This is a genomic window from Thermomonospora cellulosilytica (assembly GCF_014138835.1).
GTDB lineage: Bacteria > Actinomycetota > Actinomycetes > Streptosporangiales > Streptosporangiaceae > Thermomonospora > Thermomonospora amylolytica.
Genome location: NZ_JACJII010000001.1, coordinates 1,798,050 through 1,823,608 on the forward strand (window position 1 = coordinate 1,798,050; position 25,559 = coordinate 1,823,608).

25 protein-coding genes, 2 tRNA genes and 1 pseudogene are annotated in these 25,559 nt (G+C 70.3%); 7 read left to right on the forward strand and 21 right to left on the reverse strand.

Annotation, left to right across the window (positions count from 1 at the left end):
* Positions 1–38: 38 nt before the first annotated feature.
* The 12 genes from HNR21_RS08650 to HNR21_RS08705 all read right to left on the reverse strand — a co-directional run bounded on the left by HNR21_RS08650 (position 39) and on the right by HNR21_RS08705 (position 12,030).
* Positions 39–1,544, reverse strand: a complete 1,506-nt coding sequence (locus tag HNR21_RS08650; protein ID WP_182704780.1) for a hypothetical protein — start codon at positions 1,542–1,544, stop codon at positions 39–41.
* A 5-nt stretch (positions 1,545–1,549) separates the two neighbouring features.
* Positions 1,550–1,933 (reverse strand): hypothetical protein, encoded by a 384-nt coding sequence (locus HNR21_RS08655; protein ID WP_182704781.1) that lies wholly within the window; start codon positions 1,931–1,933, stop codon positions 1,550–1,552.
* A 75-nt stretch (positions 1,934–2,008) separates the two neighbouring features.
* A complete protein-coding gene (locus HNR21_RS08660; RefSeq protein ID WP_182704782.1) occupies positions 2,009–2,464 on the reverse strand; it encodes a hypothetical protein in 456 nt (151 codons plus the stop codon).
* A 56-nt stretch (positions 2,465–2,520) separates the two neighbouring features.
* Positions 2,521–3,270 (reverse strand): hypothetical protein, encoded by a 750-nt coding sequence (locus HNR21_RS08665; protein WP_182704783.1) that lies wholly within the window; start codon positions 3,268–3,270, stop codon positions 2,521–2,523.
* A gap of 137 nt (positions 3,271–3,407) precedes the next feature.
* Positions 3,408–3,806, reverse strand: a complete 399-nt coding sequence (locus HNR21_RS08670) for a DUF4913 domain-containing protein (protein WP_182704784.1) — start codon at positions 3,804–3,806, stop codon at positions 3,408–3,410.
* A gap of 103 nt (positions 3,807–3,909) precedes the next feature.
* On the reverse strand, positions 3,910–5,727 hold the full coding sequence (locus tag HNR21_RS08675) for a type IV secretory system conjugative DNA transfer family protein (RefSeq protein WP_220500092.1): 1,818 nt from the start codon (positions 5,725–5,727) through the stop codon (positions 3,910–3,912).
* Positions 5,724–7,205: a putative type IV secretion/conjugal transfer ATPase gene (locus HNR21_RS08680; protein WP_246442034.1), complete on the reverse strand. Its 1,482-nt coding sequence runs from the start codon at positions 7,203–7,205 to the stop codon at positions 5,724–5,726. Before HNR21_RS08680 ends, HNR21_RS08675 begins: the two co-directional genes overlap by 4 nt.
* A 429-nt stretch (positions 7,206–7,634) precedes the next feature.
* Complete coding sequence (locus HNR21_RS08685; protein ID WP_182704786.1) at positions 7,635–9,110, reverse strand: SCO6880 family protein; 1,476 nt, start codon at positions 9,108–9,110, stop codon at positions 7,635–7,637.
* On the reverse strand, positions 9,100–10,428 hold the full coding sequence (locus tag HNR21_RS08690) for a TrbL/VirB6 family protein (protein ID WP_182704787.1): 1,329 nt from the start codon (positions 10,426–10,428) through the stop codon (positions 9,100–9,102). Before HNR21_RS08690 ends, HNR21_RS08685 begins: the two co-directional genes overlap by 11 nt.
* Positions 10,429–10,434: 6 nt before the next feature.
* Entirely contained in the window at positions 10,435–11,136 is a 702-nt protein-coding gene (locus HNR21_RS08695; protein ID WP_182704788.1) for a DUF8175 domain-containg protein, read from the reverse strand.
* 8 nt (positions 11,137–11,144) lie between these two features.
* Positions 11,145–11,480, reverse strand: coding sequence for a hypothetical protein (locus HNR21_RS08700; RefSeq protein WP_220500093.1), 336 nt, complete (start codon positions 11,478–11,480; stop codon positions 11,145–11,147).
* A 22-nt stretch (positions 11,481–11,502) separates the two neighbouring features.
* Entirely contained in the window at positions 11,503–12,030 is a 528-nt protein-coding gene (locus HNR21_RS08705) for a hypothetical protein (protein WP_182704789.1), read from the reverse strand.
* Positions 12,031–12,189: 159 nt separating this feature from the next.
* Between HNR21_RS08705 and HNR21_RS08710 the strand changes: the two genes are divergently transcribed.
* Both HNR21_RS08710 and HNR21_RS35100 read left to right on the forward strand, forming a co-directional pair.
* Entirely contained in the window at positions 12,190–12,543 is a 354-nt protein-coding gene (locus tag HNR21_RS08710) for a helix-turn-helix domain-containing protein (RefSeq protein WP_182704790.1), read from the forward strand.
* A 270-nt stretch (positions 12,544–12,813) separates the two neighbouring features.
* Positions 12,814–13,776 carry a C40 family peptidase gene (locus tag HNR21_RS35100; RefSeq protein WP_182704791.1) on the forward strand — a complete coding sequence of 321 codons (963 nt, stop codon included), beginning with the start codon at positions 12,814–12,816 and terminating at the stop codon, positions 13,774–13,776.
* 738 nt (positions 13,777–14,514) lie between these two features.
* Here HNR21_RS35100 and HNR21_RS08720 read toward each other — a convergent pair.
* Both HNR21_RS08720 and HNR21_RS08725 read right to left on the reverse strand, forming a co-directional pair.
* On the reverse strand, positions 14,515–14,748 hold the full coding sequence (locus HNR21_RS08720) for a hypothetical protein (protein WP_182704792.1): 234 nt from the start codon (positions 14,746–14,748) through the stop codon (positions 14,515–14,517).
* Between the two features lie 26 nt (positions 14,749–14,774).
* Positions 14,775–15,176 carry a hypothetical protein gene (locus HNR21_RS08725; protein ID WP_182704793.1) on the reverse strand — a complete coding sequence of 134 codons (402 nt, stop codon included), beginning with the start codon at positions 15,174–15,176 and terminating at the stop codon, positions 14,775–14,777.
* 244 nt (positions 15,177–15,420) lie between these two features.
* Between HNR21_RS08725 and HNR21_RS08730 the strand changes: the two genes are divergently transcribed.
* Together HNR21_RS08730 and HNR21_RS08735 are read left to right on the forward strand one after the other, a co-directional pair.
* Positions 15,421–15,678, forward strand: a complete 258-nt coding sequence (locus tag HNR21_RS08730) for a hypothetical protein (RefSeq protein ID WP_182704794.1) — start codon at positions 15,421–15,423, stop codon at positions 15,676–15,678.
* Positions 15,647–16,179 (forward strand): annotated as a pseudogene (locus HNR21_RS08735) (DUF6879 family protein). The gene HNR21_RS08730 and the pseudogene HNR21_RS08735 overlap by 32 nt, the downstream one beginning before the upstream one ends.
* A gap of 29 nt (positions 16,180–16,208) precedes the next feature.
* Here the strand turns inward: HNR21_RS08735 and HNR21_RS08740 are convergent.
* Positions 16,209–16,511 (reverse strand): hypothetical protein, encoded by a 303-nt coding sequence (locus HNR21_RS08740; RefSeq protein WP_182704795.1) that lies wholly within the window; start codon positions 16,509–16,511, stop codon positions 16,209–16,211.
* Between the two features lie 478 nt (positions 16,512–16,989).
* Between HNR21_RS08740 and HNR21_RS08745 the strand changes: the two genes are divergently transcribed.
* Genes HNR21_RS08745 through HNR21_RS36320 form a run of 3 tightly spaced genes read left to right on the forward strand, consistent with a single transcriptional unit; the run spans position 16,990 to position 19,877 of the window.
* Positions 16,990–17,457, forward strand: a complete 468-nt coding sequence (locus HNR21_RS08745; RefSeq protein WP_182704796.1) for a hypothetical protein — start codon at positions 16,990–16,992, stop codon at positions 17,455–17,457.
* A 16-nt stretch (positions 17,458–17,473) separates the two neighbouring features.
* The gene (locus HNR21_RS08750; protein WP_182704797.1) at positions 17,474–18,718 is read left to right on the forward strand and encodes an MAB_1171c family putative transporter; all 1,245 of its coding nucleotides are present in this window, start codon (positions 17,474–17,476) and stop codon (positions 18,716–18,718) included.
* Positions 18,711–19,877, forward strand: coding sequence for a cytochrome P450 family protein (locus tag HNR21_RS36320; RefSeq protein WP_182704798.1), 1,167 nt, complete (start codon positions 18,711–18,713; stop codon positions 19,875–19,877). The genes HNR21_RS08750 and HNR21_RS36320 overlap by 8 nt, the downstream gene beginning before the upstream one ends.
* Before the next feature lie 128 nt (positions 19,878–20,005).
* Here HNR21_RS36320 and HNR21_RS08760 read toward each other — a convergent pair whose 3' ends face one another.
* The 6 genes from HNR21_RS08760 to HNR21_RS08785 all read right to left on the reverse strand — a co-directional run bounded on the left by HNR21_RS08760 (position 20,006) and on the right by HNR21_RS08785 (position 25,497).
* Entirely contained in the window at positions 20,006–20,956 is a 951-nt protein-coding gene (locus HNR21_RS08760) for a tyrosine-type recombinase/integrase (protein WP_182704799.1), read from the reverse strand.
* An 86-nt stretch (positions 20,957–21,042) separates the two neighbouring features.
* A tRNA-Phe gene (locus tag HNR21_RS08765) sits at positions 21,043–21,116 on the reverse strand.
* A gap of 16 nt (positions 21,117–21,132) precedes the next feature.
* A tRNA-Asp gene (locus tag HNR21_RS08770) sits at positions 21,133–21,210 on the reverse strand.
* Positions 21,211–21,329: 119 nt separating this feature from the next.
* The gene (locus HNR21_RS08775) at positions 21,330–22,685 is read right to left on the reverse strand and encodes a sensor histidine kinase (RefSeq protein ID WP_246442038.1); all 1,356 of its coding nucleotides are present in this window, start codon (positions 22,683–22,685) and stop codon (positions 21,330–21,332) included.
* A gap of 138 nt (positions 22,686–22,823) precedes the next feature.
* Positions 22,824–23,222: a hypothetical protein gene (locus HNR21_RS08780; protein ID WP_182704800.1), complete on the reverse strand. Its 399-nt coding sequence runs from the start codon at positions 23,220–23,222 to the stop codon at positions 22,824–22,826.
* Positions 23,223–23,262: 40 nt separating this feature from the next.
* Positions 23,263–25,497, reverse strand: coding sequence for an MMPL family transporter (locus HNR21_RS08785; protein WP_182708548.1), 2,235 nt, complete (start codon positions 25,495–25,497; stop codon positions 23,263–23,265).
* Between the last annotated feature and the right edge of the window lie 62 nt (positions 25,498–25,559).

The following is a 25,559-nucleotide window of genomic DNA, read 5'->3' on the forward strand; positions in this document are numbered from 1 at the left end:
AGGGGCTCCTCCCTCCGGGAGGGGACACGTGGGTCGTCTTACCTTGTCCTGCGAGGTCCTTGTGACGGGTTGTTCGTGGGCGGCGAATCGGTTGTGGCGTGTTTGTTGAGTGCTTGTAGGGCTTGTGTGATGACGGTCGGGAAGGACTGGGCGGCCAGAGCGGCGGGTGATTCGTGGCTGGTGGGTGCGGTGGCTCGGTGGAGGATGAGGGCTGTCTCGGCCGCCAGTGGTGAGCGGTCGGGTGTGATCGCGAGCAGGGCCTTGCCGATGGTGGTGGTCGTCTTCTGGCCGTGTTGGTGGGTGTTGTCGTAGCGGGCGCGGATGGTGCGCCCGGCGGCGGGGATGCGGTGGCCGGCGTAGCGGGGGAGCTTGCGGCGCATCAGGGCGATCTTGGTGGCGTCGGTGACGGCGGTGTGGTGGGCGGCGGCCAGGACGGTGCAGGCCTCGACCGACCGCAGGACCGCCAGCCCAAGCCGGGCCGCCTGTGTCACATCCGAGACGAGGTGCTCCGGCGGGATCACTTCGTTGCGTCCTTTGGGGCCGGGTGTCCAGGCGGGATCGGTGTAGATGAGGCGGCCCAGGCGGATGATCAGGTCGCTGGCGTCCACGGCGACCGGGGCGTTTCCCGGGGTGGTGCGTGTCTCGGTGAGGGTGGTCCATTCGCGGGCGATGGCCTGCCATTTGCGGCCGAGGGTGCGGATGTCGTGGCCCGCCGGGACGAATTGGAGGGCCTGGTTGGGGTGGCCGAGGTCGCGGAGGCGGCGGGTGATGACGCCGGTGAGGTGGCTGCTCAGGCGGCAGGTGATGGCGGCGGCGGTGGCCAGGTAGCGCCAGGTGGTGGTGCCGGCCAGGGTGTCGAGGTTCCGCAGCCGCTGGGCGCTGACGTGGATCCCGTGCAGCAACTGGGTGGTGTTCTCTCCGGTGATGGGTGGGATGCGTTGCCCGGTTTGGCGTAGCCGCATGCCCTCCAGGGCCAGAGCCTTGGCAGGGTGAAGGTGGGCGGTGCGGGTGGCCGCCTCCAGGAGCGGGTGGGTGGCCTGCCGAGCGTGTGGGGTGCTGCGTTCGGCCAGGTGGGCGACGGTTCGAGCATGGTGGCCCAGCCGGTGCAGCAGGGCTGCCGATGCCTCCGGGCTGGTGATTACGGTGGCGTTGGCGGTCGGAGGCTGGGTCTGGGCTGGTGTGGTGTGGGAGGTGAGGAGGTCCAGGCCGCAGCCGAGGGTGGTGGAGGCGGCTCGTAACGTCCACGCCAGGTCCGGGCCGTTCGGCTCTCGCCACTCAGGTTCTCCGAGGATGCGGCGGGCCTGGTGGAGGTCCCGGGTGAAGCTTCGGGCCGCGGCCCGTACCGCCTCGGTGTCGCTTGAGGGAAGGCCGAAGCCTTCGGTGATGCGATCGCCGTAGCGGGCGAGGATCCCGGTCAGACGGGCCAGTTCGTCCACGGTGGCCGGGTGATGGAGCTGGCGCTCGGCCTCGGGGCGGTCCAGGACGGTGGCGGCTTGGGCGAGGTGGCCGTCTGCGGTGGTGAAGAGTTCTCCGAACGTTGCCAACGGGCTCACCTCAGGCTCTCGAGCAGGCGCCCGGTGTGCAGGGCGGCGGTCAGGCAGGCGAGCTTGTCGACAGCGTCAGAGGCCTTCTCCGACGCGGTGATCAGCTCCCGGTGCAGGTCTCGGGTGAGGTCGGCAAGGGAGTCGGCGGTGGCGTCCGCGATGGGATCGGTGTCCGGCGGCACGAGCGCCGTGTCGGTGAGGGAGGAGGCCATTCGCAGGGCGTCGCGGGCGTTGGCGGCGTCTGCCTGCGGGAAGCCCCAGGAGATGAAGGCGTCCTCGGTTGCGTCCGCGAGGGCGCCGATGGTCCGTTCGAGCTGGACGAGCCGTCGGTAGATCTCGGCCAGCACCTCGGTGAAGGCCGACTCTGAGGATGTGCTGTTGGTGGGCATCTGATCTGCTCCTGGTTGTGGGTGTTGCTGGGTGAACGGGGTGTGGCTGGGTTCGGGCCACCTCGTGGTGGCCGGTCAGCCGGGGTGGGGTTCCTGATCGGCGAGAGCGTCTGCCGTGTGGTGAAGGGCCTGCTGGATGAGGCAGGCGTTGATGGCTCCCGCGGTACACGCCCGGTGGTCGGCGACCTCGGTGGCCTGGGCGGAGGCCTCGACGAGCGCTAGGAGGATGTCCTCGGCCAGATGGGCGAGTTCCCGCAGCGCGGTCCGATCGTCGGCCAGGGCCACCGCGGGCCGTGGTGACGGCACAGTGATCGGCCACGGGAACGAGGGCGCTCTGGTGAGTTCTGCGCGGGCCAGCACGCAGGGGCAGAAGATGCTCTTGTAGGTGAGCGGTGAATGTTCCCGGGCGAGTATCGCAAGGCCTCGGATGGAATGCTCGATCGCCTCGAAGCCCCGGTAGGTGGCGATGAGCCGCTGAGGTAATGGTTGCTGACGGCGAAGGTTGTTCCGGATATCGCGGGTCAGATGCATGGTGCGTTCCTCGGATTTGCTCGGCTGTGGTGGTTGCGAGGTGGCGGAAGGTCTTGTCAGGGGTTGGGGGCGTTGCGGGGATTGGGAACGTCTGGGGCGGGTCGGCTCGGTGCTTGTGAGGGCTTGGCGGCCGCGGACAGGTCGGGTTTGCCGGTGGGGAAGTCGCGGCCGGCGAGCTGGACCGGGGTGGGCTGGTCGGGTGGGGTGGTCTTCATGCCGGTGATGGCCTGGTGGGCGCGGGTGAGGGCGCCGGCGAGGGACGTGGCGGTGCCCTTGGCGACGTCCAGGTAGAGGGCGGCCAGCTCGACGGCCTGGTCGGGATCGTGGTGGATGTCGGTGAGTCTGCCTGCGGCGTGCTCGGCTTTCAGCCCCGCTGAGATCTGTGGAAAGGCGCGCGCCAGGTGGCGGACGGTGCGGGCCAGCTCGTCCAGGACCCGCTGGGCGGTGTACGGGTCGGCCAGGCCCGGGCGGGCGTCGGTGCCGGTGATGGCGAGGTTGAGGTCGCGGACGGCGGCGGTGACGTCTTGGGCGAGCAGGCCGATGATCTGCTGGGCGACGGCGGCGGAAGGGGCGGTGCCGTCCGGGGTGAAGGTCTGGCTGGCTTCGCGGTGGTAGGTGCGGTGGGCGGCCTCCAGCAGCAGGTCGAAGTCGATGGTGTGGGCGTCGGCGTAGTGCATCAGGTCGACCAGCAGGTCACGTAGTTGCACCGTCCGGGTGGTGGGTGTGGTCGGTTCTGCTGCGTCGGCGTGGCGGGTGAGGGTGGCTTCGGTGGTGGTGATTCGGTCGTGGTTGAACGACTGCGGCATGCATGACCTCCAGTGGTTCGGGTGTGAGAACGGTTCAAGGCGTGGCCGGGCGAGGGACGGTGGTCACCACGCCGACGGTCGGATGGCTGAGCTGGAGCAGTGCCGACTGGTCACCGCTGCAGGCTGGACGTGGTGGCTCAGACCTCGTCGAGAACCGGTGGGCCGTGTTCCCAGTAGCCGGGTGGCATGGGGGTGACGGTGGCCTGGTGGGGTTCGAGGTGTTCGGTCTCGGTGCACTGGTAGAAGGGGCCACGCGGGCCGAGCAGCACCGGGAGTTGGTGGTCGAGGTGGTCGCGGTACCACAGGCCGATGCCGGTGGCCGGTTGCAGGCGCATGGCCTCCCAGGCGTGCCACAGGGCGGTGAAGCGGGAGATGGCCTCGGCGTGCCGCCACCACTGGGCGCACCAGCGGAACTCCCCACCCAGCGTGCGCCGATACATCGGCACGAAGTGCTGGTTCACCCAGGTGACGACGTCAGGGAAGTACGAGTCGGGCAGCGTGGCGGTGGGCTTGGGTTCGGTCGGTGGCGTGGTCATGGACGTACTCCTTGAGATGGCTGCTGATGGCGGACTCCCTTGCTGGTTCGGGCGCCGTGGGGCGCGTGTGAGTGGATGCGTTGTGCCTGAATGAGCGTGTGGGTCAGAGGGCTTTGTTCGGGCTGCTGGGGGTGAAGTGGGCGCGGGCGGCTTGGGTGATGGCGGCCTCGGCGGCGCCGATGGCCTGGCTGATCTGTGTGGCGTGGGGGGTGGTGTACCAGGGGTGGAGGTTGAGCAGGGCGGGTGTGCCGCCGGTGGCCAGCAGCAGGGCGGTGCCGGGCGGGAGGGCGCGGATGGCGGCGGGTTCGAGGATGTCCTGGCGGCGCAGCGAGATCTGCTCCGAGGCCCGCCCATCCGCGTAGGTGAGGGAGCGGACCGGGACGTCGTGCTGGCCGATGAGGGTGGCCAGATCTTTGGCGAGGCGGGGGGAGTCGGTGCCGGCGCCGATGAGCTTGCGGGTGGCCGCACCCCACAGGGCGGCCATCCCCGGCTCGCCCCACACGGTGATGCCCTGTTCGTAGGACTGCAGGATCGTCACCGGGACGATGCCGCGCGAACCGAGGTGGGAGTACAGCTCGGGCAGGTCGGCGATCCGGCAGATGTTGGCCGCCTCGTCCAGCACCACCACCAGCGGCGGGTCCAGCCGTCCGCCGGATTGTTCGGCCTGGTGTTCGGCGGCGCGCATCACCGTGTCGGTCAGCGCCGCGATCAGCGGGGCCGCCGCGGACCGGGACTTGGACAGCAGGTACAGCGTCCCGCCCGGCTCCCCGGGGCCGGGGCGGACGAACTTCGCCGGGTCGAGGGCCGGTAGGTCGTCGTGTGGGGTGACCCAGGCGAGGATGTCCTGGTCGCGCAGGCATTTGGCGGCGGTGCGGGCGGTCTGGTAGATGCCGTCGCGGGTCTCGGTGGCGCCGTTCTGGGTGCCTTTCAACGACGAGGCCATCAGCGCGAACCCGGCGTGCCGCAGCAGTTCGATCGGGGTGGGGACGGCGGGTTCGTCCAGCCAGCCGGCGACGTGGTGCAGGGTGCGGCCGGAGGTGGCGGCGGCCAGGAACAGCGCGCACAGCAGGTCTTGGGCGGCCGGCCCCCACAGGTCCTTCTTGTTCGGGTCGTCGACGGTCAGCACGAAGTGCCCGGCCAGCCGATGCGCGTCCTCCACCGTGCCCAGGGCGGCCAGCGGGTTCCACCACCAGGCCTGGGGCTGGTAGGTGATCTTCTGCGGGTCGAACAGCCACACCCGGCCGCCGGCCTCGGCTCGTAGCCGGGCGGTGGCGGCCCACAGGTCGGCCTTGTTGCTGGTGGCGATCACCCCGCCCGGGGCCGACAGCACGTACGGGATCGACAACGCGGTCGTCTTGCCCGACCGTGGGGCCATGAACGCCACCAGGGTGTCCTCCCAGGAGGCGTACAGCGCCGGACCCGTCTTACGGGAGCGCCGCAGCTCGTGGCCGAGCAGCAGCCCGATCTCCCCCGCCTCCAGCCGTTCCGGCCTCTCCAGCCGAAGCGACCGGCGCAGCTCGACGGCCTTGGCGGCGACCTGACGGCGGTGCAGCCCCTCCAGCCCAGGGCCGCCGGCCATCGCCTGCACCGGATCACCCGGTACGGAACGACGCTGCTCGACCCGCCACCACAGGTGGTTACCGGCCACCACAATGCCGAGGCCACCGGCCACGAGGACTATGACGACCAGCGGCGTGGGCGTGCCGGGCCAGGCCTGCTCGAACCGGCCGTGCAGCACGGCGGCGATGAAGTCGCTGCCGAACCCCCTCACCCGGCCACCGGCCACCGCGGCGGCCGCCCGGGCGGCGACCCACACGAGCGCGAAGCACAGCACCGGTCCCCAGCACAGCAGCAGCACCAGCCAGCCGCCGGCGGCGCTGCTGTGCCACATCGACGGCCGCGGACCCAACGCCCGCCTCACGGGCGGCTCCCGGTGCGGATGGCCTGGTCGGTGTCGTACAGGTCCTTCTCGGCGCCGACCAGGGAGAGTTCGACCGGGATGCCGAGGCGTTCCCCGGTCTTGATCAGGTACTTGCCGCGTCCCGGATGCCGGGCACCGGGCTGCCAGGAGTCCGGCGCCGACCAGGACGCCACCATCTGCTGCTCCGGCCCGGTCAACGGCGTGACCTGGTGCACCCGGTCCAGCTCCCGGGGCGGCAGCCCGGCCAGCACGGTGATCGCCGAACGCTCGGCGAACCCGCGGGCCTTGGCCCGGTCCTCCTCGGTGGGCAGGGCGTCCAGATCGGCGAGCGAATGAGTGATCATGATCGAGGCCATCCCCTTGGCCCGGTTCAACCGCGTGAGCGCATCGGCGTGCTCGACCAGCCCGGGCGCCCCGCGCAAAGCGCGCCACAGCTCGTCCATCACCCCCAGGTAAGAACGGCGGGGGCCGAGGCGGAGGTCGGCGAGGGTGGCGGCGGCGTCCACCATCGCGAACGCATACGCCCACGTGCACAGCATCGCCGCGGTCAGCAGCGTGTCCCCCGCCGCCCGCACCCGCGAGATGTCCACGCTCACCGCCGGGGCGTTCAGGTCGATCGGGCGGGTGGTGGGCGCGTCGAACACCCCGGCCAACGACCCGGTGCACAACAACGCGAGAGTGAAGAGGAGGTCGCTGACGCGTTCGCGGTAGCGGTCGGCGGTGTCCGCGCGGGCGGCGGAGCGCAGCTCGTCCGGCCCCTCCTCCAGGACGCGCAGGACGTCGGGGACCGTGGGCTCGCGCGGGAGTCGTTCATCGAGCAGGTCGATGGCGCGGCCGAGGATGACCTCCTCGGCGTTGCTGATCCGCGCCTCCCGGACCAGCGTGCACAGCGCCAGCAGCAGGGTCAGGCGGCGGGAGCGGACCTCCCACCGCAACACCTCCGCATCACCGCCGGACAGATGCCGCATCGCCGCCGCCAGCGGCCCGGCGTCCAGCGGATTGATGCGATCGGCGCCGCGGCCGACCCGGATGACCTGACCGCCCAGATGCTCGACCAGCCGGGTGTAGTCCGGTTTGGTGTCCCCGAGAATGAGCGCGGTCTGCCCGGCGGCGACGGCTCCGGTGATGAGGCGTTTGACCAGGGTGGACTTGCCGGTGCCGGGCTGGCCGAGCACGAACATCCCCGGATTGGTGACCAGCCCGCCCCGCAACCAGGCCAGCGGATCCAGGCACACCACATCACCGTGCAGCTGATGCCGGCCCACCGGCGTGCCGAGGGCGGGCGAGCCGGACCCGGCCATGAACGGGAACAACCCGCACACCTGCATCGTCGTCGCCTGAAACTCCGGCGCCGCCTCCACATGCACGGCCCGCCCGCCATGCGGGAGCCGCCACCCCCAAGCGGGAGCCAACGGCTCGGCCATGGCCGTGGCCTCGATGCCGCCAGGGTGGGCGATCGGGGTTGGTCGCTGGTGCAAGGACAAAGGTTGAGCCTCCGGGATCAGTGGTGTTGCGGAGATGTGATCGGTTGCTTCGTTCACGGAGCTGGGCTGGTGGAGTGGACGGCCATCGTCAGCTGCGGATGGCCCTTCTTCGGTGGTTGGTCGTTGTGTGCTGCCGTTACAGCCGAGAGGAGTGGCGCCTGCGGCATGGGCATCGGTGACGGTGCCGGGCGACGCCAAGTGCTTGTTCGAGCCTTTGCGGGAGCCGATTACCTTTCCTGATCGCTTCGATGCCCGTGGCCATAGGTCACACGCGCTGCCTTGCCAGCTCTCGGTAGGGCGCGGCTACGCCAGACCTGATGGATGTACGCCTCCCCGGGCGGGCCCTTCTTGTCTGAGTGCTGATGCCTTGGGACTTGCGCTGCCTGGTTGGGGCGTGGGTGAGGCCTTTCTGGGAACCGGAGATCAGGCGTGCCAGCGGTGGGCCAGCTCGGGTGGGCAGATGCCGCAGGGCAGGGTGGTGGCGAACCCGACGGCCTGGCTGCCCCACAGGCGGCGGAGCCGGATCTTGGAGGATTCGGCGGCGGATTCGGTGTGCGCCACGGCGCGGCGCAGCTCGGTCTCGTCGGTGACCGTGACGGTGGCGTACATCGACACCAAGCAGACCCCGGCGCCCATCGCCTCCTCGGCAGCGGCCTGACGAGCACGCGCGGTGTCGTAGGCGTCCCGGGCGGTCTCGTCCCGGCCGGTCTTACGGCGGAACGCGCTGCGGAACGAGGCCGCGTTGACCTCCAGTTCCAGCACCTTGGTCGCCTGGGCGGCGGGCAGTACCCGGTATTGCAGGGTGACCCGCTTGGGGTAGGGGCCCGGGCCGACGAGGCGGGCCAGGACGTTGGAGTGCACGGTCTGGCGGGGTGCTTCGTGCCAGGCCCACGAGACGCTGATCCCGCTGTCGTGCACGTACCGGTCGGCGTGCTCAACGGCGTGGACCGGGCCCGCGTCCGCCCACGTCAGCGCCTCTTCCGAGCCGGGGCGGGACAGCAGCCGGTTGACCTCGCCGCGAGCGGCCGGATCGAACGCGGTGCGGATCGCCCCGGCGATCTCGGCGGCGGTGGCCCGCCCGACCACGGTCACCCCGCACAGGCTCAGCCGCGAGGCCAGGCCCTCCAGAAGACGACCCAGTTCGGCGACCGCATCCAGCAGATCCTTGGGCGCCGAGGGTGAGGCCTTGGGATCGAACGTCACCGACACGCGGGTGTCCACGTCGGCCGCCGCTGCCGGGGCGGCGTCGACGACCTGGGTGATGATCCGCCGCGCCGGCTCCGGAGAGGCGGGATCGACCCAGGCGCTCACCGCGTCAGCGAGGGTGGAGCCGGGCTCGGGGGCGGTGTCGACGGTGACCGTGACGTGGCGGACGGCGCGCTGGCGGCCGAGGGAGGCCAGCCAGTTCCCCCAGCAGGCGACCCAGGTGTCGGCGTCGGCACGGTCGGCCAGCCACAGCGACGAGGGCACCACCCGCAGCGTCGCGGTCAGCAGCCCGGTCCGCCGGTCCCACACGATCCCGTACCGGCCGCCGTACCCGTCCTCGGCCGACAGCAACGTCAGCGGCGCCAGCACCCCCGGCAGCTGGAACGCCCGCGGATGATCGACCACGACACCGGCCCGGTAGCGGGTGTGGCCGCGCCAGGACCCCCACCACCAGCGCAGCCGCGCCAGCACCACCACCGCCAACGGCACACCCTGCACCCGGATGAGCCCGAGCACTCCCGCGACCAAGAGCGGCGGGCCGACGTACAGGAGTAATCCGGGGCGGACCGTGCTGGTCACGATGACCGCCACCGCCACGGCGAGCATCACGAACGTCGCCGTGGTGCCCAGCCCCAGCAGCCCGATTCCGCGCCGCCGACGCCAGCCCCCATAGGTGCGGATCTCACCCGGCATCGCCGTTACCTCCTTCGTCACCGCCGGCGTCGGTCGCGCCGGTGGGATGAGCCAGCCAGCGGAGCGTGTCGCGGCCTCGTCGTTGTTCGTTGCGGATGGTCTGCCAGGCGACCGGCCCCATGGACTCCTCCGGATCAGCGCCGCTCACGCGACCGGACGCGGTGCTCTCGTCACCGAACAGGCGGCTCTGCCCTGGGCCGGCGCCGGGTGGCCGTCCGTCGCCCTGCCGAGACGCCTGGAGTCCTTGGCCTTCTGAAGGGAACTCAGGTCGGCCAGGCTGTGACCGGGCACCCGGTGGCGCTCCTGCGTTCTGATCCTGGGAGCCGAGTTGCTCGCTGATGAAGCTCGCCTGTTCACTGGCGGAGCGCCCGTAGGAGCCGCGCAGTGCGCCCACTGCCGTGGCGCCGCCGATCAGGGAGCCCATGAGACCGCCGCCGCCACCGGTCTCGGTCGCTCCGGTCGTCCAGGTGAAGAACTTCAACAGGACGGGGAACGCCACCAGCGAGACCAGCATCATGGTCAGCCCGGTGAGCACGGCCTGCACGTCTTTGCCTGTCCCCACGAGGGTGAACATGGCGGCGTAGACGGCCGCGGCGGCGGGCTTGTAGAAGATCAGCGCGAGCATCCACCCGGTGACCTTCTTGAACCACGGCCTGGTCGCTCCGGCGAGGGTTCCCGCGGCGGCCAGCGGCAGCATCCCGGCGAGGATGATCAGCGCGCCCTGCCGGAACATCATCAAGATCGCCTGGATGGCGGCGACGACGATGGCGACCAGCCCGAACACCACGACGAGCGCTGCGGGCAGCCCTTCCAGCCCCAGCAGAGTGGGGAGCCGTTCCTCCAGATGGTCACCGGCGGCGGAGCGGATCACCCAGTCGGTCCAGGCGTCCCCGAACTTCAGCAGCTGGTTGGGCAGCACGACCCCGAGCGCGCCGGTGGCCGCGATGAGCGCCAGCCCGCTGCCCAGGTTGATCAGTGGGTTGGCCTTGTGGGTGAGGGCCATCTTTCCGGCTGCCAGGAGTACCGCCAGCACTGCGACGGCACTGGTGATCGGCAGCATGTAGTGCTGTAAGTGGCCGACCGCCTGCTCCTGCTGGAGATCGGGTGAGTCGAGCTTGACCCACCAGGTCATCGTGTTCTCCAGGAACCAGCGCAGTCCCTCGCGCATGGCGTCGGCGATGCCGTCCAGGGCGCCTGCCCCGAGGTCTCCGGCGTCCGGCAGATCTCCGAATGGAGAGCCCCAGCCGGGCCCTTCGTCTTCCTGGCCTTGCTGGCCGCAGTCGGGATTGGTGGTCGTGCTCGAGCACGGTTCAGGCATGGGCGTTCACCTCCGTCCCTGGAATGGCGTGTAGCCGGTGGTGGAGGCCAGGAGGATCGCGGAGTTGGCCCAGTCCCCGCCGGGAGGGGCCAGCACCCGCCAGTCGCCGTTGTCCCACTTGACCTGCACCCGGGTGGACGCCCGGACGGTCGTGCCGTGCGGGCCAGGCCCGGCGGAGACGATGTCGACCGTGGCCAGGTCTGGTGAGTACGCCAGCCAGCGGTACGCCTCGATCACCGCGTGCCCCGGCCCGAGCGGATCGCCCTCGCTCACGTTCGCCGCTTCCCTCTGGCGTTCGTACGCGCTGCGGGCTACGGCCAGCAGGGCGGTCTGTTCCGGGCCGATCACCTGTTCGGTGATGGTCGGCTCGAACACCTTCGGGCCCCATTGCGCGGCCGACCGTACGGTGATGTGCACCGCTGCCAGCAGCGCCCCCTGCGGCGTTCGGGCGAATCCACTGGCCAGTCTGTCCCGGACATGGAACGGGCCGGCGGCGGGGGAGACCGGCAAGGCCATCCCCGAGTAGTCGGCCCATCGGATCTCCGGCTCGAGGCTCGGCGCTGGAGAACGTTCCGGACGGGTGGCGGTGGGCTCGGGCTCCGAACGCCAGTCGTCCGGCTTCACGACCGCGTACACGACCGTGCCGAGCGCCACGCTCGCGACTGCTGCGATGACCGGCAGGCGTCGCCTGGGCTTGAGTGTCCGCATCGGTGGCCTCACCCGACGAACATTTCGACGATGGACGCGGCGGTGGCCACCAGGCTGAGCCCGCCCAGCACCCATGGGACGCCGGTGGCGCCGTCGGCGGCGAAGCTGCTGCGGTTCTTACGCCCGATCGCCATCTGCCCGGCGCAGATCAGCAGGCCGGCGACCCCGCAGACCAGCACGCCCCACTTGCCCCAGCTGATGATCACGTTCACCGGCTCGCTCAGCTCCGGCGGCGCGCTCGGTGCCGGATCCGGCACTTGGACGCCGCTCCCTTGCCCGTCCGGGTCCAGCGGAGCCCGGGGCAGCTGTGCCAGTTCGAGCAGGCGCATGCTCAGGTCGTTCACGAGTGGCTGCATGACCCCCCGATCAGTTGCCGGGCCGGCTGTAGGCCAGCTCCCAGATGGTGGTGAGCGCGTCCTGAACCCGCCCGGGCACCTCGTCGAGGTGGGCCACGTCGTCCACCAGCCGCAGTCCCGGGATGAACGGCACCCGCACCACCCCGCGGACTCGTCCCTCCAGCAGCGAGTAGCGGGCGGTGGCGTCCCGGGGTTCGGGTCCGGCGCCGTCGGCGACGATCACCAGTGCGGCGATGGCAATGGCCTGGTCGGTCAGTGCGGTGACCGCGTTGGTGGCGTGCCGGGCGGCGGCCACGGTGTTGCGGGTGACCACCACCAGCGGGCGCCCCTTGGTCTGGAGAGGCGGCCGGCCGTGGCCGAGCCGGTGGCCGAGGGAGCCCATGTCCCAGGCCGGACGCATCAGCGCCGCGATCGTGGACGTTCCCGCTCCGCCGTGGGCTCCGATCACCAGGAGGTCCTGGGCGGCGGTGTTGTGACTGCCGTTCTCGGCCGGCAGATGAACCTGCGGCTTGTCCGCAGGTCGTCGAAGAAGACGCATGCACGTACCCCCGATTCCTGCGCTGTCAGTAGCGCGACGGCTACGCTACGTGGCAATATTGCAGAGCGCAAGTAGCGCCAACCAACTTCAACACGCAGCCACAGAACCCAACCGCTCGCTGCCGCAGCACCTCCACCACACTGAAAAGGACGAGACGACATGACCGCGAACCCAGGAGCACCCGCCATGCCCGACCACCCCGACCGTCCCGACCGGCCCGGCAAACCCGGCAGGCCCGGCCGCGATCCGGACATCCTCACCACCGAGGAGGTCGCCGCCCGGCTGGGGCTCTCCCAGCAGACGGTGCGGCGGATGGCCGCCGCCGGGCAGATCCCGGCGCTGAAGGCGGGCAAGAACTTCCGCTACTCCTGGACCGCGGTCCTGCAGGTGCTGCGGCAGCCCCACCCACACCACCCTGGGGGCACCACCGCAGATGACCACACACCACCGCGTAAGGGCGCGGGCTACCGGGCCCAGCGCCGCGCCCACACCAACGCCGAACGCACCGACTGACCCACAGTCCACCCCGCCGCAGACCACTCCACCCGTCCGGCTGTCGGGACCGTCATCCCACGTCCGGGGTCGGCGGCTCTGTGCCTTTGCAGGCCGCCACGGTGGCCGGGCCTCCCGGCCACCACGGGCCGCGGCACCGGACCCGCGGCCGTCCCCACGGACGATCGGCCCGGTGCCGCCGGCCTCGGGCCGGGACCCGCAGGGACCGCCCGGCGCTCCCCACCGCACGGCGGTCTCCGCCCGCGCGGCCAAGGGCGGGTGGTCGGATCGGTGAAGGCGGCCGCATATGGCGCCGTCGCCCTGGTCGCGGCGCCGTTCCTGCTCCTCGTCCTCGCCACCACCGGCCCCGGCGGCCCGCAGGTCGCCGGGTTCGACGGCGCACCCACCGCGTTAGCCCGCCGCGACATCCCGCCGGACTACCTGCGCTGGTACCTGGCCGCCGCCCGCACCTGCCCGGGCTTGTCGTGGAGCGTGCTGGCCGCCATCGGCAAGATCGAATCCGACCACGGCCGTTCCTCCCTTCTGGGTGTGCGGTCCGGGGAGAACCACGCCGGAGCCGGCGGCCCCATGCAGTTCCTGTCCGCCACCTGGGCCGCCTACGGCGCCGACGCCAACCACGACGGGAAGGCCGACCGCTACACCCCCATCGACGCCATCCACGGCGCCGCCCGCTACCTATGCGCCAACCACGCCGGCAAGGGCGGAACACACCTGGAACGCGCGCTCTGGCACTACAACCACTCCCACCCCTACGTCCGCCAAGTCCTCGCCCAAGCCGCCCAGTACGCCCAGCCCACCGCCAGCGGCCGCGGCGCCCTCGCCGTGAAGGCGGCGCTGCGCCGGCTCGGGACCCCGTACTCGTGGGGCGGCGGCGGCACCCACGGCCCCAGCCACGGCATCGCCCACGGCGCCCACATCAAGGGCTTCGACTGCTCGGGGCTGACCCAGTACGCCTGGGCCCAGGCCGGCGTGCACATCGACCGGGTGGCCGCCGCCCAGTACGACGACGGCCCGCACATCCCCCGCCACCGGCTCCAGCCCGGCGACCTGCTGTTCTTCGCCCACAACCCGGCCAACCCCGCCACCATCCACCACGTCGCCCTCTACCTCGGCGACGGCCGCATGATCCACGCACCCCACACCGGCGACGTCGTCCGCATCGCCCCCTTCACCACCGACCCCAACCGCATGCGCCAATACGTCGGCGCAACTCGCCCTGCGCATCGCGGCTGATCAAGGACTGGAGCGCGCGTACGCGTCCGGACATCGAGGTCAGATCAAGAGAATCCAATGTAGCCGCCTGATGCGGCGGCTCTACGGCCAGAAAGCCAGGTGAACGTGGCCAATATCGACAAGCGGATCGCTGCTCTCACATCGTGGAGCCGTACGAGTGACAAGAAGAAGCGCACTCAGCCGGCGCGAGACGCCTTCCTCGCCAGATTCGAACGCGAGGTCGACCCGGACGGAACCCTGCCCCCCGAGGAACGTCGAGAGAGGGCTGAGCTGGCAAAACGTGCCTACATGCTGAGACTCGCCAAGCGCTCGGCCCAGACTCGAAAGCGAACATGATCACTTTTCCGTGGCTGTAGCGGTCACGTGCTTCGCGCTCACCGCGCGGGCGTAGGTGGTAAACGGACCGCTCATACGTTCTCGTTCGAACCATGCGGCTACGACTGGACTGTCCGCCGCCGCAGGTTCGACGGGACAGGTGAACGTCACGGCGATATTCAGGCGGCAGGTCCATCAGCCCTCTCGTTCAGGCGCTCCGTGTGATCCGCTGCGGAGAGACGGCAGCCCGCTGCGAGCATGGCGTGTGGGATATGGCCGGGACTGGTCACGAGGTCTCGTCGGCGCCGAGGCGATGCGACTCTGGGCCCGTAGACCCTCTGCTTCGCTCGGCTACGGAGGCGGCCATGGCCCTGGAGTTCGTCGGCGAGGACCCGGGCAGCAACCAGAGAGCCCGTTACATCTTCATCTGGCCTGGTGGTGAAGGGTGGGGATGGCCTGGACGATGATGGTCATGCGGCTGGGTGAGCAACGGGCCTTGCGCAGGATGTGCCGGCTCTTGAGGGTGGCGGCGCCGCGTTCCCCGAGAGCACGGACCTTGGCGTGGGCCTGGTTGAACAGCTTCTTGCGTGTGTCCAGCCTGCGGCCCTTGCGGCGCTTGCAGCCCCTACCGCCTGCGGCTGTCTCGTTGTTGTCCAAGGCCGGATCCCACACGGTTGCGCTGGTCAGGCCTGAGACGCCGCGGTAAAACGGACGAAGCCGGCGATACGGGGGGAGAACGTGAGTGAGCACTGCTCGCCGACCCCCGAGCGCACGCCCGCCACCACGTCGGTGTCCGGCTCGCCGAACACCTCAAAGCGCTCCACCCGGCAGTGTTTCATCACCTCCTGGATGTACGGGTCCGCGATCTTCCAGTGCGTGCGGACCGCATCAGAGTCCCGATAGAGCTGGAAGCTGTGCGCGAGCATCCGCTCCTCGTCCACGAAGGTCTGCACCATCAGTTGCGGTCCGTGCTGCTGTGCGAACTCCACGGCCCGGACGATGGCGCTGCGGAAGCTCTCCAGATGGCCGTCGGTGATGCGCATGGTGTTGCGGAAGAGAAGGGTCGTGTCGTTCTGTGTGGTCATGGCCCAACCCTGACACCTCAACCAAGCTTGCGGTCAAACGCCCGTCCCCGGCCCGGCTCACTCCATCGCCTCGGCGACAATCCGCAGAGCGGTGACCGGCCTCCGGAGGGGCGGCCTCTCCGGGCCGGTCCCGGGGACCGTCCACGTTCACCCATCTCTCACCCGCTGCCGGTCCGGCTCGCACCTGCCGCTCGCTGACACCTGCCGCCAAGTCCGGTCCGACCCTTCTCGCAGGCCGGCCACCGTGTTCGCCGAGCTGGAACAGGTCCAGGGAGAGCCCCCACGATCTGGGGTGGACTCGAGCACCCTGGACTTGGCGATCTTGGGCTGGGCGGCGGAGGAGGCGACGGTCGAGGAGTGCCGGGCGTTCGGTGGGATCCGCGACGACGGGAACGTCGTGCGGATCCCGCACCGGATGGCTCCGATCCCGTGTAGGGCGCTGGAGAGGCTGGAGGAACTTGATGCTGGAGATGACGGAGCTTCCGGCGACGCTGGGAACTGAGGGCTGGGCCGAGCTGTTCGGGTCCGCATCGTCCAGTCTCGACCACCTCGAGCTGCGGGACTCCTACGCCGTCGACATCGAGGACGAGCGTTACCGCTGGTGGCTTGAGCATCGCACCGAACTGCCGCGTGAGGTTCACCCCTGGTGGGAGCTGACGGCCGCGACGGTGGGACGTGGAGTGCGGATGCGCAGGCGCGGATCGTGTCGGTGCCGGTGTCCGACTACATCGCGTTCGAGCACGCGTGTACGTGGCAGAACGTGGAGGCCGGCGAGAGCGTGCGCTGGCTGGACCGGGCCCATGCCACGGATCTGCTGTTGCCGGGCAACGACTTCTGGCTGATCGACAGGCGGCGGGTGCTGTACAACCTGTTCGACGGCCAGGGACGGCCGATCGGCAAACAACTCGTCGATGATCCCGAGATCGGTAAGGTGACCGCGGCGATCTTCGAGGCCGTGTGGGAGCGGGCCACCGACCACGCCGAGTTCCGCATCGTCCGCTGAGCATGCCCCCGCGTCGTCCTGCGCCTTCCTCAGGCCTCCAGGTCGCCCGGCAGGCCCTCGCCGACCGTCTCCGTGAGATCCACCGGCAGACCGAACTGCCCAGCAAGAGCGATGACCTCGGTGGCGTAGCGGTGGGCGGTCGCCAGCCCGACGCCGAAGGCCGCGGCCAGGACGGGGAAGGTCTCGTGTGGCGCAGGTGCACCAGGACCAGCAGGGCTGGGCGGCCGGGCGGAATGCCCGCCACCGCGAGCCGATCCGGCGACGGCGATCACAGGTCGGCCACGAACGTGCGAGACCGGGGGCGACAGATCGAGGGCGGCGCGATGGAACAACGCCCCAAACTCCTGGCAGGGCGGTTCGTCTTGGTCGACTCCGCATCTACCGGGAGCTTTGCCGTGTCACGCCGAAACCCGCTCCCCGCAACCACCCTGTGACCTGCACGATCAGGATGGAAACAGCCCGTTGATGAGCTTGTGCAACGGTTGTCGAGACCGACGGGGAGTTCTCTCGGCCCCCGATCCGATGAATATGGCGTTATCGCATGGAGTAGGCGTTTTCCTGGGGATATGGAGGCGAACTCGGCTGTGCTACGGCTTCCGCCTTTGATGATTGCTCTGCAAGCCTTCTCTGCGTAATATCCGGGCGACGCTGCTCCGGCATCGACGGATCGGGGACTGGGTGATCATTTCGAAGCGTGCTCCACGGCAGCGATGCCTCGACCTGGTCAGACGACTCGACATTCCTGACCCGTGGGACCTGCGGGAGTTTTGTGCTCTTCTGGCGCATAGGCGCGGTCGGCCATTGAGGATCATGCCGTCGCCCATTCCGATGGCGCCAGGAGCTCCGTGCGGCCTGTGCATTCCGGCGAAGACGGTCGACTATGTCTTCGTCGCCGACGGGACTACCCGCTATCACCGTGATCACATCGCCCTCCACGAGATCGGGCACCTCCTGCTGGAGCACGAAGAGAACGATGTGGGGCTGGCGGACCTGGCTCACCTGCTGGCCCCCGACGTCGACCCTGCCCTTGTGAGGAAGATCCTCGGGCGGACCGCCTACTCCAGCGAACAGGAGTGGGAGGCCGAATACTTCGCCACCCTGGTCCACGCGAGAGCCGGGCGCACGACGGAAGTCCCGACCGTCGACGACCCTGAGGTGGCCGAAGTTCTGGACAGGCTGGAGAGGAGCTGGGGCCCACCGTCTGGTCATGCGACATCAGATGGCCATCGCGCGGTCAGTCCGGCCTCGCCCCGTCCCGCCGATCCTCTGACCAGATGATTGGGCATCAATCGCCATGATCGATCGCTTGTTCTTAGGAGTTGCGCTCTTCGTGTTCGTTGCGGCGGCATACAAGGCATACGGATTGCGTAAGAGTCCATCGCCGGCACCGGGGCAGCGGTCGTCGTGTCTGCTGTTGATGGCCCTGGGGTTCGCCTTCGTGCTGCTGTCCGACTCGGCTCAGGAGATCGAGAACCGGATCTATCCGAATCTCGGGCGTCTCGTGTCCAACGTGTGCACGATGCTGGCCGCGCTGGGCATCGTGATACAGATGCTCAACGTCGGCCGTCCCCCTGATGTCGCCAGGCGGATGATCCGCCGGAGAGCCCGAGTATTCGCTGCGGCGATAGCTCTGATGACGGTTCTCTTCCTGAGTGACCCTCTGCCTCCCCGGATCGGGGACTTCGGCCCGCTGTATCGGGACCACCCGGCGCTCGTCCTGTACAACCTCATCTATGCAGGCGGGCTCGGCATGGCGATGGTCGACATGCTGACCCTGGCGGCCAAGTACACCCGCCACGCGACCCGCACGGCGATGAAGGCAGGACTTTGCGCGGTCGGTGCGGGCTGCGTTCTGGCGCTCGCCTACCTGGCGGAGAAGGTCGTCGTCGTGCTGGCACAGGCCATGGGGTTTCCAGCTCCCCTCCCAGGACACGACCGGGCCTGCCCTTCCGCGTTCACTCCCGCGGGATGCATGTTCTCTGTGGGTTTCCCCGTGGCGGCGGTGTTGCTGATCGTCATCGGGATGACCATCCCGGCCTGGGGGCCACGTCTGGCGGCGCCGATCCGAGGGATGCGATACCTGCGGCTCTACCGTCGGCTGCGCCCGCTGTGGACGGCCCTGTGCGAGGAGTTCCCCCACATAGTCCTGCCGGTGCCGCGCTGGACCGGTATTCGCCGGCGGCTGCATCGCCGGGTGATCGAGATCCGCGACGGGCTCATGGCGCTCCAGCCGTACAGCGACCCTGAGGTGAGAGCGAACGCGGCACGGGCCGCCCAGCAGGCCGGGCTCACCGGGCGCAGGTACCAGGCCGCCATCGTCGCCGGTGTCGTCACGGCCGCCCTCCAGGCACGAAGAACGGGGAAGGAGCCAGCCACTCGTTCCGCCGATGACCTCCACGGGACCGGTGACCTGACGGATCTCGTCGCGGAGGCGACCTGGCTCGCCGAGGTCGCCGACTCACTCACCTCCCCCGTGATCGAAGCGCCGGCCATGTCCGCGCCGCGCACACAGCAGCCTCAGGGAGGGGCCCGTGTTTGACGCCGCCTTCTTCCGCGACCCCTATCCCATCTATGCACGGCTGCGGGCCACCGGCCCCGTGCAGCGCATCACCACCCGCTACCCGTTCTGGCTGATCACCGGATACCCAGAGAGCCGTACCGCCTTGGCGGACCCGCGTCTCAGCAAGCAGACCAGCCGATACCAGCACCTGTTCGCCCGAGAGGGAAACCTGCGCAACATCGCGCCGGCGATCCGCTACTCCCTGCTCGCCACCGATCCTCCCGAGCACACCCGGCTCCGGCGGCTGGTCAGCAAGGCGTTCACAGCGAACGCGACCGAGCGGCTGCGCCCCTGCATCGAGCAGGTGACCGCGCGCCTTCTGGAACGCCTCAAGCAGCAGAGACGAGCGGACCTGGTCGCAGATCTCGCCATCCCCTTGCCCCTCACCCTCATCTGCGACCTGCTCGGCGTGCCCGAGCGCGATCGAACCCAGGTGCACGCCTGGTCGAACTCGTTCTTCCTGGCCGGCGACCCCGGACTACGCGATGCGGCATCGCACCACATCAGCGGCTACATGGCCGACCTCGTCGCAGCCAAACGAACCCGCCCCGCCAGTGACCTGACCAGCGACCTGATCGCAGTACGCGACGGAGGCGACGCGCTCACCGAGCAGGAACTGATCTCCCTGCTCACGTTGACACTGATCGCCGGCCACGAGACGACAACGAACCTCATCGCCAACACCGCCCTGATACTGCTCACGCACCCGGCCGTGCACAGCGCCGTCCAGTCCGACCCGCGCATCGTGGACGCGGTGGTCGAAGAAACCCTGAGATACGAATCCCCGTTCGGCATCGCCACGATCCGCTTCACCAGCGAACCCGTCTGCTACGCAGACGTGGAAATCCCGGCCGAGGAGAAGGTCATGGTCGCGCTGGGCGCGGCCAACCGGGACCCCCGTCAGTTCCCCTCACCCGACACCTTCGACCCCTCCCGCGACACCACAGGACACCTGGCCTTCGGACACGGCCCGCACTACTGCCCAGGCGCCCGCCTGGCCCGACTGGAGACGACCATCGCCATCCGCGCCCTCACGACCGAACTCCCCGACCTGAGACTGGCCGTCCCCGCACACGACGTTCCATGGCGCGCCAGCCGACAGATGCGCGGCCCGCAAGCGCTGCCAGTCGTCTGGTGACCCGCGAGATGCTCTTGAGCACGGATGACGGCTGATGTGCGAGTGGTGCCCCGACTGACACTCATCGAGGTGGCCGGGGTGTGGCCGCGAAGACCTGGCCACGGCCACACCCGGCTTGGACTCGGCTGTCAGATGTCGTCTTCCATGATTCGGTCGTAGGTGCGGCGGGCTCGGGTGCTGGCGGCGCTGCGGCCGTAGCGGCGGAGCATCTGGGGTGAGGACCAGCCGTTGAGTTCCATGAGGTCGCCCTCGGCGCCGCCCTTGTCGAGCCAGGTGTGGGAGAAGTGGTGCCGGAACTTGTGCGGATGGACGGCCACGCCGCATTGCTCGCCGCGGCGGACGACCATCTGGTAGATGCCGTTGGCGGTCATGGGCGGGCGGTTCTTGGTGCCCAGCCACAGACGGCGGCTGGAGGCGTAGGTGTGCTTGGCGCGGACGCGGATGTAGCGATCGATGGATCGGGCGGCGTGGTGGCCGAACCGGACGATGCGCTGCTTGCTTCCCTTTCCGGTGACCAGGAGTTCCCGGCGCATGAGATCGAGATCACTGCGCTCGGGATCCTCGGGGTCATAGGTGATGCCGGCCAGCTCCGACAGGCGCAGGCCGGTGGCCTTGAACAGCGACAGGATGGCGTAGTCCCGGCGCTGCTCGAAGGTCTTCCCTTCGCACTGCTTGAGGAGTTTTGCCAGTTCTTCCTCGGTGAAGACCGGGACGACCTTCTCGCCGACCGAGGGCGGGCGGAGCTTGGCCATCGGGTCGGGCAGCTCCTCGTCGGTGGACCACCATTTGAAGAACTGCTGCAGGGCCCGGTACTGGTTGTTGGCGTAGCTGTCGGAGTACTGGTCCAGCAGCCAGACCATCCAGGCGCGCACATCGTCGGGTGTGACGTCTTCCCAGTCGGTGTGATCGGTGTTGGTCCGCAGATGTTCTGCGGCGAACCACTGTGCGGCCTCTGCGTAGGTCCGGACGGTTTTGGGGGACTTCCCCTCGGCGTTGAGATGGAGGACGAACGAGTTGATCGCGGCCTGGAACGAACCGGCTCGGAGGTTCTTCGGCCGCCGCGTACGGGTCGTACCCATCGGTGGAAAGTTTTCCTCTGTTCAAGCGGTGTACACCGGCGTTGGATGATCCTTTACCGGCGTTCTCGCTGCTCAGAGGGGGTGGGTGGGCAGGGGCGGGGTCGAACCGCCGACCTTCCGCTTTTCAGGCGGACGCTCGTACCGACTGAGCTACCTGCCCAAGGCGTCTGGCGCCTTGGCGGTCCTGACGGGATTTGAACCCGCGACCTCCACCTTGACAGGGTGGCGAGCACTCCTAACTGCTCCACAGGACCTTGGTTGCCGTTGCTTTGACCGGGGCCGTGCTGGCAACGCTGGAGAGCATACGCGATGCCCGGTACATGCGCCAACTTGATAACCGGGGGGTCGGTGTGGCGCGGGGTGCAGGGCGTTCCTAGTCGCCGGACGGGGTGTGGAGGGGGAGGCGGAGGACCAGGCGGGCGCCCTTGGGGCTGTCCTCCACGTCGAGGGTGCCGCCGTGGGCCTGGGCGGTCTGGCGGGCTATGGGGAGGCCCAGGCCGGTGCCGCCGGAGTCGCGGTTGCGGGCGGTGTCCAGGCGGGTGAAGCGCTGGAAGACCAGTTCGCGGTGTTCGGGAGGGATGCCGCTGCCGTCGTCGAGGACCTCCAGGACGGCGGTGCGGTCCTCGGTGCGGACCGTGACGCGGACCTCGGAGACGGCGTGGCGTTCGGCGTTGTCGAGGAGGTTGGTCAGCAGGCGGGAGAGGCGGAGGGGCTCGCCCAGCACGGTGACGCCGGAGGCCAGGGAGGTGGTGACGGGGACGCGGCGGGGGCGGCGGTCGAGTTCGTTGGTGACCAGGGCGGCGAGGTCGACGGTCTCGATGGGCTGCTTGGCGCCGGCGTCCAGGGCGGCCAGTTCGAGGAGGTCGGTGACGATGGCCTGGAGGCGGTCGAGGCTGTGCAGGACCTCGATGGCCATCACGGGCCAGTCGGTCTCCTCGGGGTACAGCAGGGCCTCCTCGACCTGGGCGCGGGCGGCGGCGATGGGAGTGCGCAGGTCGTGGGAGGCGTCGGAGGTGAAGCGGCGCATCTGGGTGAGGGAGGCGTCCAGGCGGGCCAGGGTGGCGTTGACGGTCTCGGCCAGCAGCCTGATCTCGTCGCGGGTCTTGGGGACGGGGACGCGGCGGCCGGTGTCGGAGGCGGTGATCTCGGCGAGTTCGGCGCGGATGGCCTCCACGGGGGCGAGGGTCCGGTCGACGGTGCGGGCGGTGCCGATGGCGGTGAGCAGCAGCAGGGCGAGGGATATCGCGATGAGGAAGGCGACGAGGACCCCGCTGGTGTACCAGGGAACGGCGTCGTCGGCGGCGTAGATCATCCAGTCGCCGCCGGGCTGGTCGTAGGCGCGGAGCGCGAGCACGTCCATGCAGCGGTCCACGCCCCGCGGCGGGCACAGCGTGCGGGCCTGCATGGAGGTGTCCTCAGCGGGCTGGAACGCGGCCATCGGGGGCCGGCCGGCCAGCTCCGGGACGGAGGCGACGACCCGCCCGCGGGCGTCGACGACCTGGACCAGGATGCCGTGCGGGGAGTCCAGGGGTTGTCGGAGGCGGCCGCGTTCGAGCTGGTGGAGCACGCTGTGGGCGACCTTCTCGGTGCGGTGGCGCTCGTAGGAGACGACCTCGTTGCGGATGCCGCCGAGCACCAGGATGCCGGCGGCCAGGCAGGTGGCGGCCATGGCACTGCAGGTCAGCAGCGTCATCCGGGCGCGCAGCGGCCACGCCTTGCCTCTGAACAAGCCCCACCTCCAGCCGGTGGCCTGGAATCCACCCCTACCGGGGCTGTGACCGGCTGGAACGCACCGGAAATCAATGCGACGGCAAACAATCGTCCGGGCCCGGCGCCATGACGGCGGCCGGGCCCGGCAGGTCGGGGATCAGGAACGGCGCAGCCCCGCGTACTGGACGGCGGCGAAACCGGCGACCACCGCCGCCTGCAGCACCGCCCACACGTTCCCGGCCGGGCTCAGCTCCAGCCATCCGGTGACGACGGCCACGACGCTCAGCGCCGTCCACAGCAGGTTGGCCTCCACGACCGCCATGGCCGGGCCGCGCCGGATCGCCGCGGGCGCCGACACCGCCCACACCGCCACCGCGTAGACCAGCAGGAACGCCCCGATCGCCCGGCCCGGTCCGGGCTCCAGCCCGAGCAGGTCGTGCAGCGGCCCGGCGAGCGCCAGGTAGGCCAGCCCGTTGGCCCCGGTGATCACGGCGTCGGCCCGCAGCGCGGCGCGCAGCAGCCCGGTTCCACGGACGGTGGAGAGAATGGCGGTCATCGCAGTCCCCTTTCGCGAGCGATCGCGTTCACCTGCGACGCTACGAGCGGGAGGTAGCCACCGCGATTACCTCGGGGGTAGCCCCGGCGGGGGACGCCCCGCCCTCGCGGAGCCCGAACCGGGCGTGCAGGCGGCGCAGCGGTCCCGGCGCCCACCAGGTGGCCCGCCCGCACAGCCGCATCGCCGCGGGCAGCACCGCGCCCCGGATCAGGGTCGCGTCCATCAGCACCGCCAGCGGCAGCCCCACCCCGAACGCCTTGACGAACGTGACTCCCGAGACCAGGAACGCCAGGAACACGATCGAGATCAGCACCGCCGCGGCGGTCACGATCCGGCCGATCCGCTCCAGGCCGAGCGCCACCGCCGCGGTGCCCGAGCCGGTCGCCTCGTACTCCTCGCGGATCCGCGCCAGCAGGAACACCTGGTAGTCCATGGCCAGCCCGAACGCGATCGCGAACAGCATCACCGGCACCGTGGAGGTCAGCTCCCCGGTGGCGGTGAACCCGCCGAGCGCCCCGCTCAGATGCCCCTCCTGGAAGATCCACACCAGCGCTCCGAACGCGGCGGTCAGGCTGAGCGCGCTGAGCACCAGCGCCAGGAACGGCAGCAGCACGCTCCCGGTCAGCAGGAACAGCAGCACCACCATGGCCGCCGAGACCACCGCCAGCGCGTACGGGAGCCGGTCCACCAGCGCCGCCGTGGTGTCCACGCTGACCGCCGGCGTGCCGCCGACCAGCGTCCGGAACGGGGCGGGCTCCGCGCGGACGTCGCCCACCAGCCGTTCGGCGGCGTCGGGGTCGCCCGGGACGGGGATCACCGACAGGTACACCGCCGTCCCCTGGCCCGCGTACCGCGCGTGGGCGGGCCCGGCGGGCGTCACCTGGGCGCCGCGGGCGTAGCCGCCGGTCACCGTGTCCACCCGGGCCACGTCGGGCAGGGCGGACAGCGCGGCGGCGTACGCGGCGACCTGCCGCCGGTCGGGCGCGGACGGCGCGACGACCTGCAGCGCGTTCTGCTCCCCGGTGGAGAACTCGGCCCGCAGGGTGGTCGCGACCTGCCGGGACACCGACGAGGACGGCATCACCCGCTCGTCCGGGGTGCCCACCTTCATGCCCAGCGCGGGCAGGCCGAGCAGCACCAGGAACGCCACCGCCACCGTCGCCACCGGCACCGGACGGCGCATCACGAACGACGCCAGCCGGTGCCAGAACCCCTCCTCCACCCGCCGTCCGCGGCCCGCGGAGCCGCGCCGCAGCACCCGGCCCCGGTCGATCCGGGGACCGACCACCGCCAGCAGGGCGGGCAGCACGGTCAGCGAGGCGGCCGCGGCCAGCAGCGCGGTCAGCACTCCCGCGTACGCGATCGACCGCAGCGCCATCAGCGGGAACATCGCCAGCCCCGCCAGCGCGACCGCCACGGTGACCGCCGAGAACACCACGGTGCGGCCGGCGGAGCCCATCGTCGCCCGCAGCGCGTCCGCCGGGGACAGCCCGCCGCCCAGTTCCTCCCGGTACCGGTTGACGATCAGCAGGCTGTAGTCGATGGCCAGGCCGAGTCCCAGGATGGTGACCACGTTGACCGAGATCACGCCGATGCCGGTCAGGCCCGCCAGCACCCACACCGCGCCCATCCCCAGCAGCGTGGTCACCATCGCCACCACCATCGGCAGCGAGGCCGCGACCAGCCCCCCGAACACCAGCACCAGGGCCACGAGCGCCACCGGGAAGGTGAACATCTCGCCCTTCTTGACGTCCTCCTCGCTCTGGGCGCTCATCTCGTGCTGGAGCCGGGCGTAGCCGCCGACCTGCACCTGCAGCCCGTCCCGGGCGCCCTCGTACCGGGGCAGCAGGTCCTCGATCCGGTCGGCGACGGCGTTCTCGTCGCCGACGATCGTCGCCACCGCGATCGCCTTGCGCCCGTCCTGACCGCGCAACTGGGGAGCCCGCCCCGCGCTCCAGTACGAGGTGACGTTCGTCACCCCCGGTTCGGCGGCGAGCCGGGCGGTGAGCGCCTGACCTGCGCGGATCACCGCCGGGTCGTCGACCCCGGCCGGTGCCCGCACCAGCAGCACCAGGTTGGGCCGGCCCTGACCGAAGTCCTCCCGCAGCGCGGCCGCCGCCCGGCCCGACTCGGCTCCCGGGGCGTCGAATCCGCCCGCGGACAGTCTTCCGAACAAGGTCGGCGCCGCGGCCCCTCCGACCAGCGACAACAGCAACGCGACCACCAGCACCGCCCGTCCGCGGCGCAGCGCCAGCCCGCTCAGCCCGCCCAGCATCGGCACCCTCCGAATCCCTGCGAAGACGTTCCTGTCACGCCCCTGGAGACCCGGTACGGCAC

What these genes read in the sequence shown, in the direction of transcription:
- HNR21_RS08780 (WP_182704800.1), bottom strand. Translation starts at nt 23,222, where the DNA reads ATGACCGCCATTCTCTCCACCGTCCGTGGAACCGGGCTGCTGCGCGCC.
- HNR21_RS08670 (WP_182704784.1), bottom strand. Translation starts at nt 3,806, where the DNA reads ATGACCACGCCACCGACCGAACCCAAGCCCACCGCCACGCTGCCCGAC.
- HNR21_RS08710 (WP_182704790.1), top strand. Translation starts at nt 12,190, where the DNA reads ATGACCGCGAACCCAGGAGCACCCGCCATGCCCGACCACCCCGACCGT.
- HNR21_RS08690 (WP_182704787.1), bottom strand. Translation starts at nt 10,428, where the DNA reads ATGCCTGAACCGTGCTCGAGCACGACCACCAATCCCGACTGCGGCCAG.
- HNR21_RS08760 (WP_182704799.1), bottom strand. Translation starts at nt 20,956, where the DNA reads ATGGGTACGACCCGTACGCGGCGGCCGAAGAACCTCCGAGCCGGTTCG.
- HNR21_RS08785 (WP_182708548.1), bottom strand. Translation starts at nt 25,497, where the DNA reads ATGCTGGGCGGGCTGAGCGGGCTGGCGCTGCGCCGCGGACGGGCGGTG.
- HNR21_RS08750 (WP_182704797.1), top strand. Translation starts at nt 17,474, where the DNA reads ATGATCGATCGCTTGTTCTTAGGAGTTGCGCTCTTCGTGTTCGTTGCG.
- HNR21_RS08745 (WP_182704796.1), top strand. Translation starts at nt 16,990, where the DNA reads ATGCCGTCGCCCATTCCGATGGCGCCAGGAGCTCCGTGCGGCCTGTGC.
- HNR21_RS08725 (WP_182704793.1), bottom strand. Translation starts at nt 15,176, where the DNA reads ATGACCACACAGAACGACACGACCCTTCTCTTCCGCAACACCATGCGC.
- HNR21_RS08665 (WP_182704783.1), bottom strand. Translation starts at nt 3,270, where the DNA reads ATGCCGCAGTCGTTCAACCACGACCGAATCACCACCACCGAAGCCACC.
- HNR21_RS08695 (WP_182704788.1), bottom strand. Translation starts at nt 11,136, where the DNA reads ATGCGGACACTCAAGCCCAGGCGACGCCTGCCGGTCATCGCAGCAGTC.
- HNR21_RS08655 (WP_182704781.1), bottom strand. Translation starts at nt 1,933, where the DNA reads ATGCCCACCAACAGCACATCCTCAGAGTCGGCCTTCACCGAGGTGCTG.
- HNR21_RS08685 (WP_182704786.1), bottom strand. Translation starts at nt 9,110, where the DNA reads ATGCCGGGTGAGATCCGCACCTATGGGGGCTGGCGTCGGCGGCGCGGA.
- HNR21_RS08660 (WP_182704782.1), bottom strand. Translation starts at nt 2,464, where the DNA reads ATGCATCTGACCCGCGATATCCGGAACAACCTTCGCCGTCAGCAACCA.
- HNR21_RS08705 (WP_182704789.1), bottom strand. Translation starts at nt 12,030, where the DNA reads ATGCGTCTTCTTCGACGACCTGCGGACAAGCCGCAGGTTCATCTGCCG.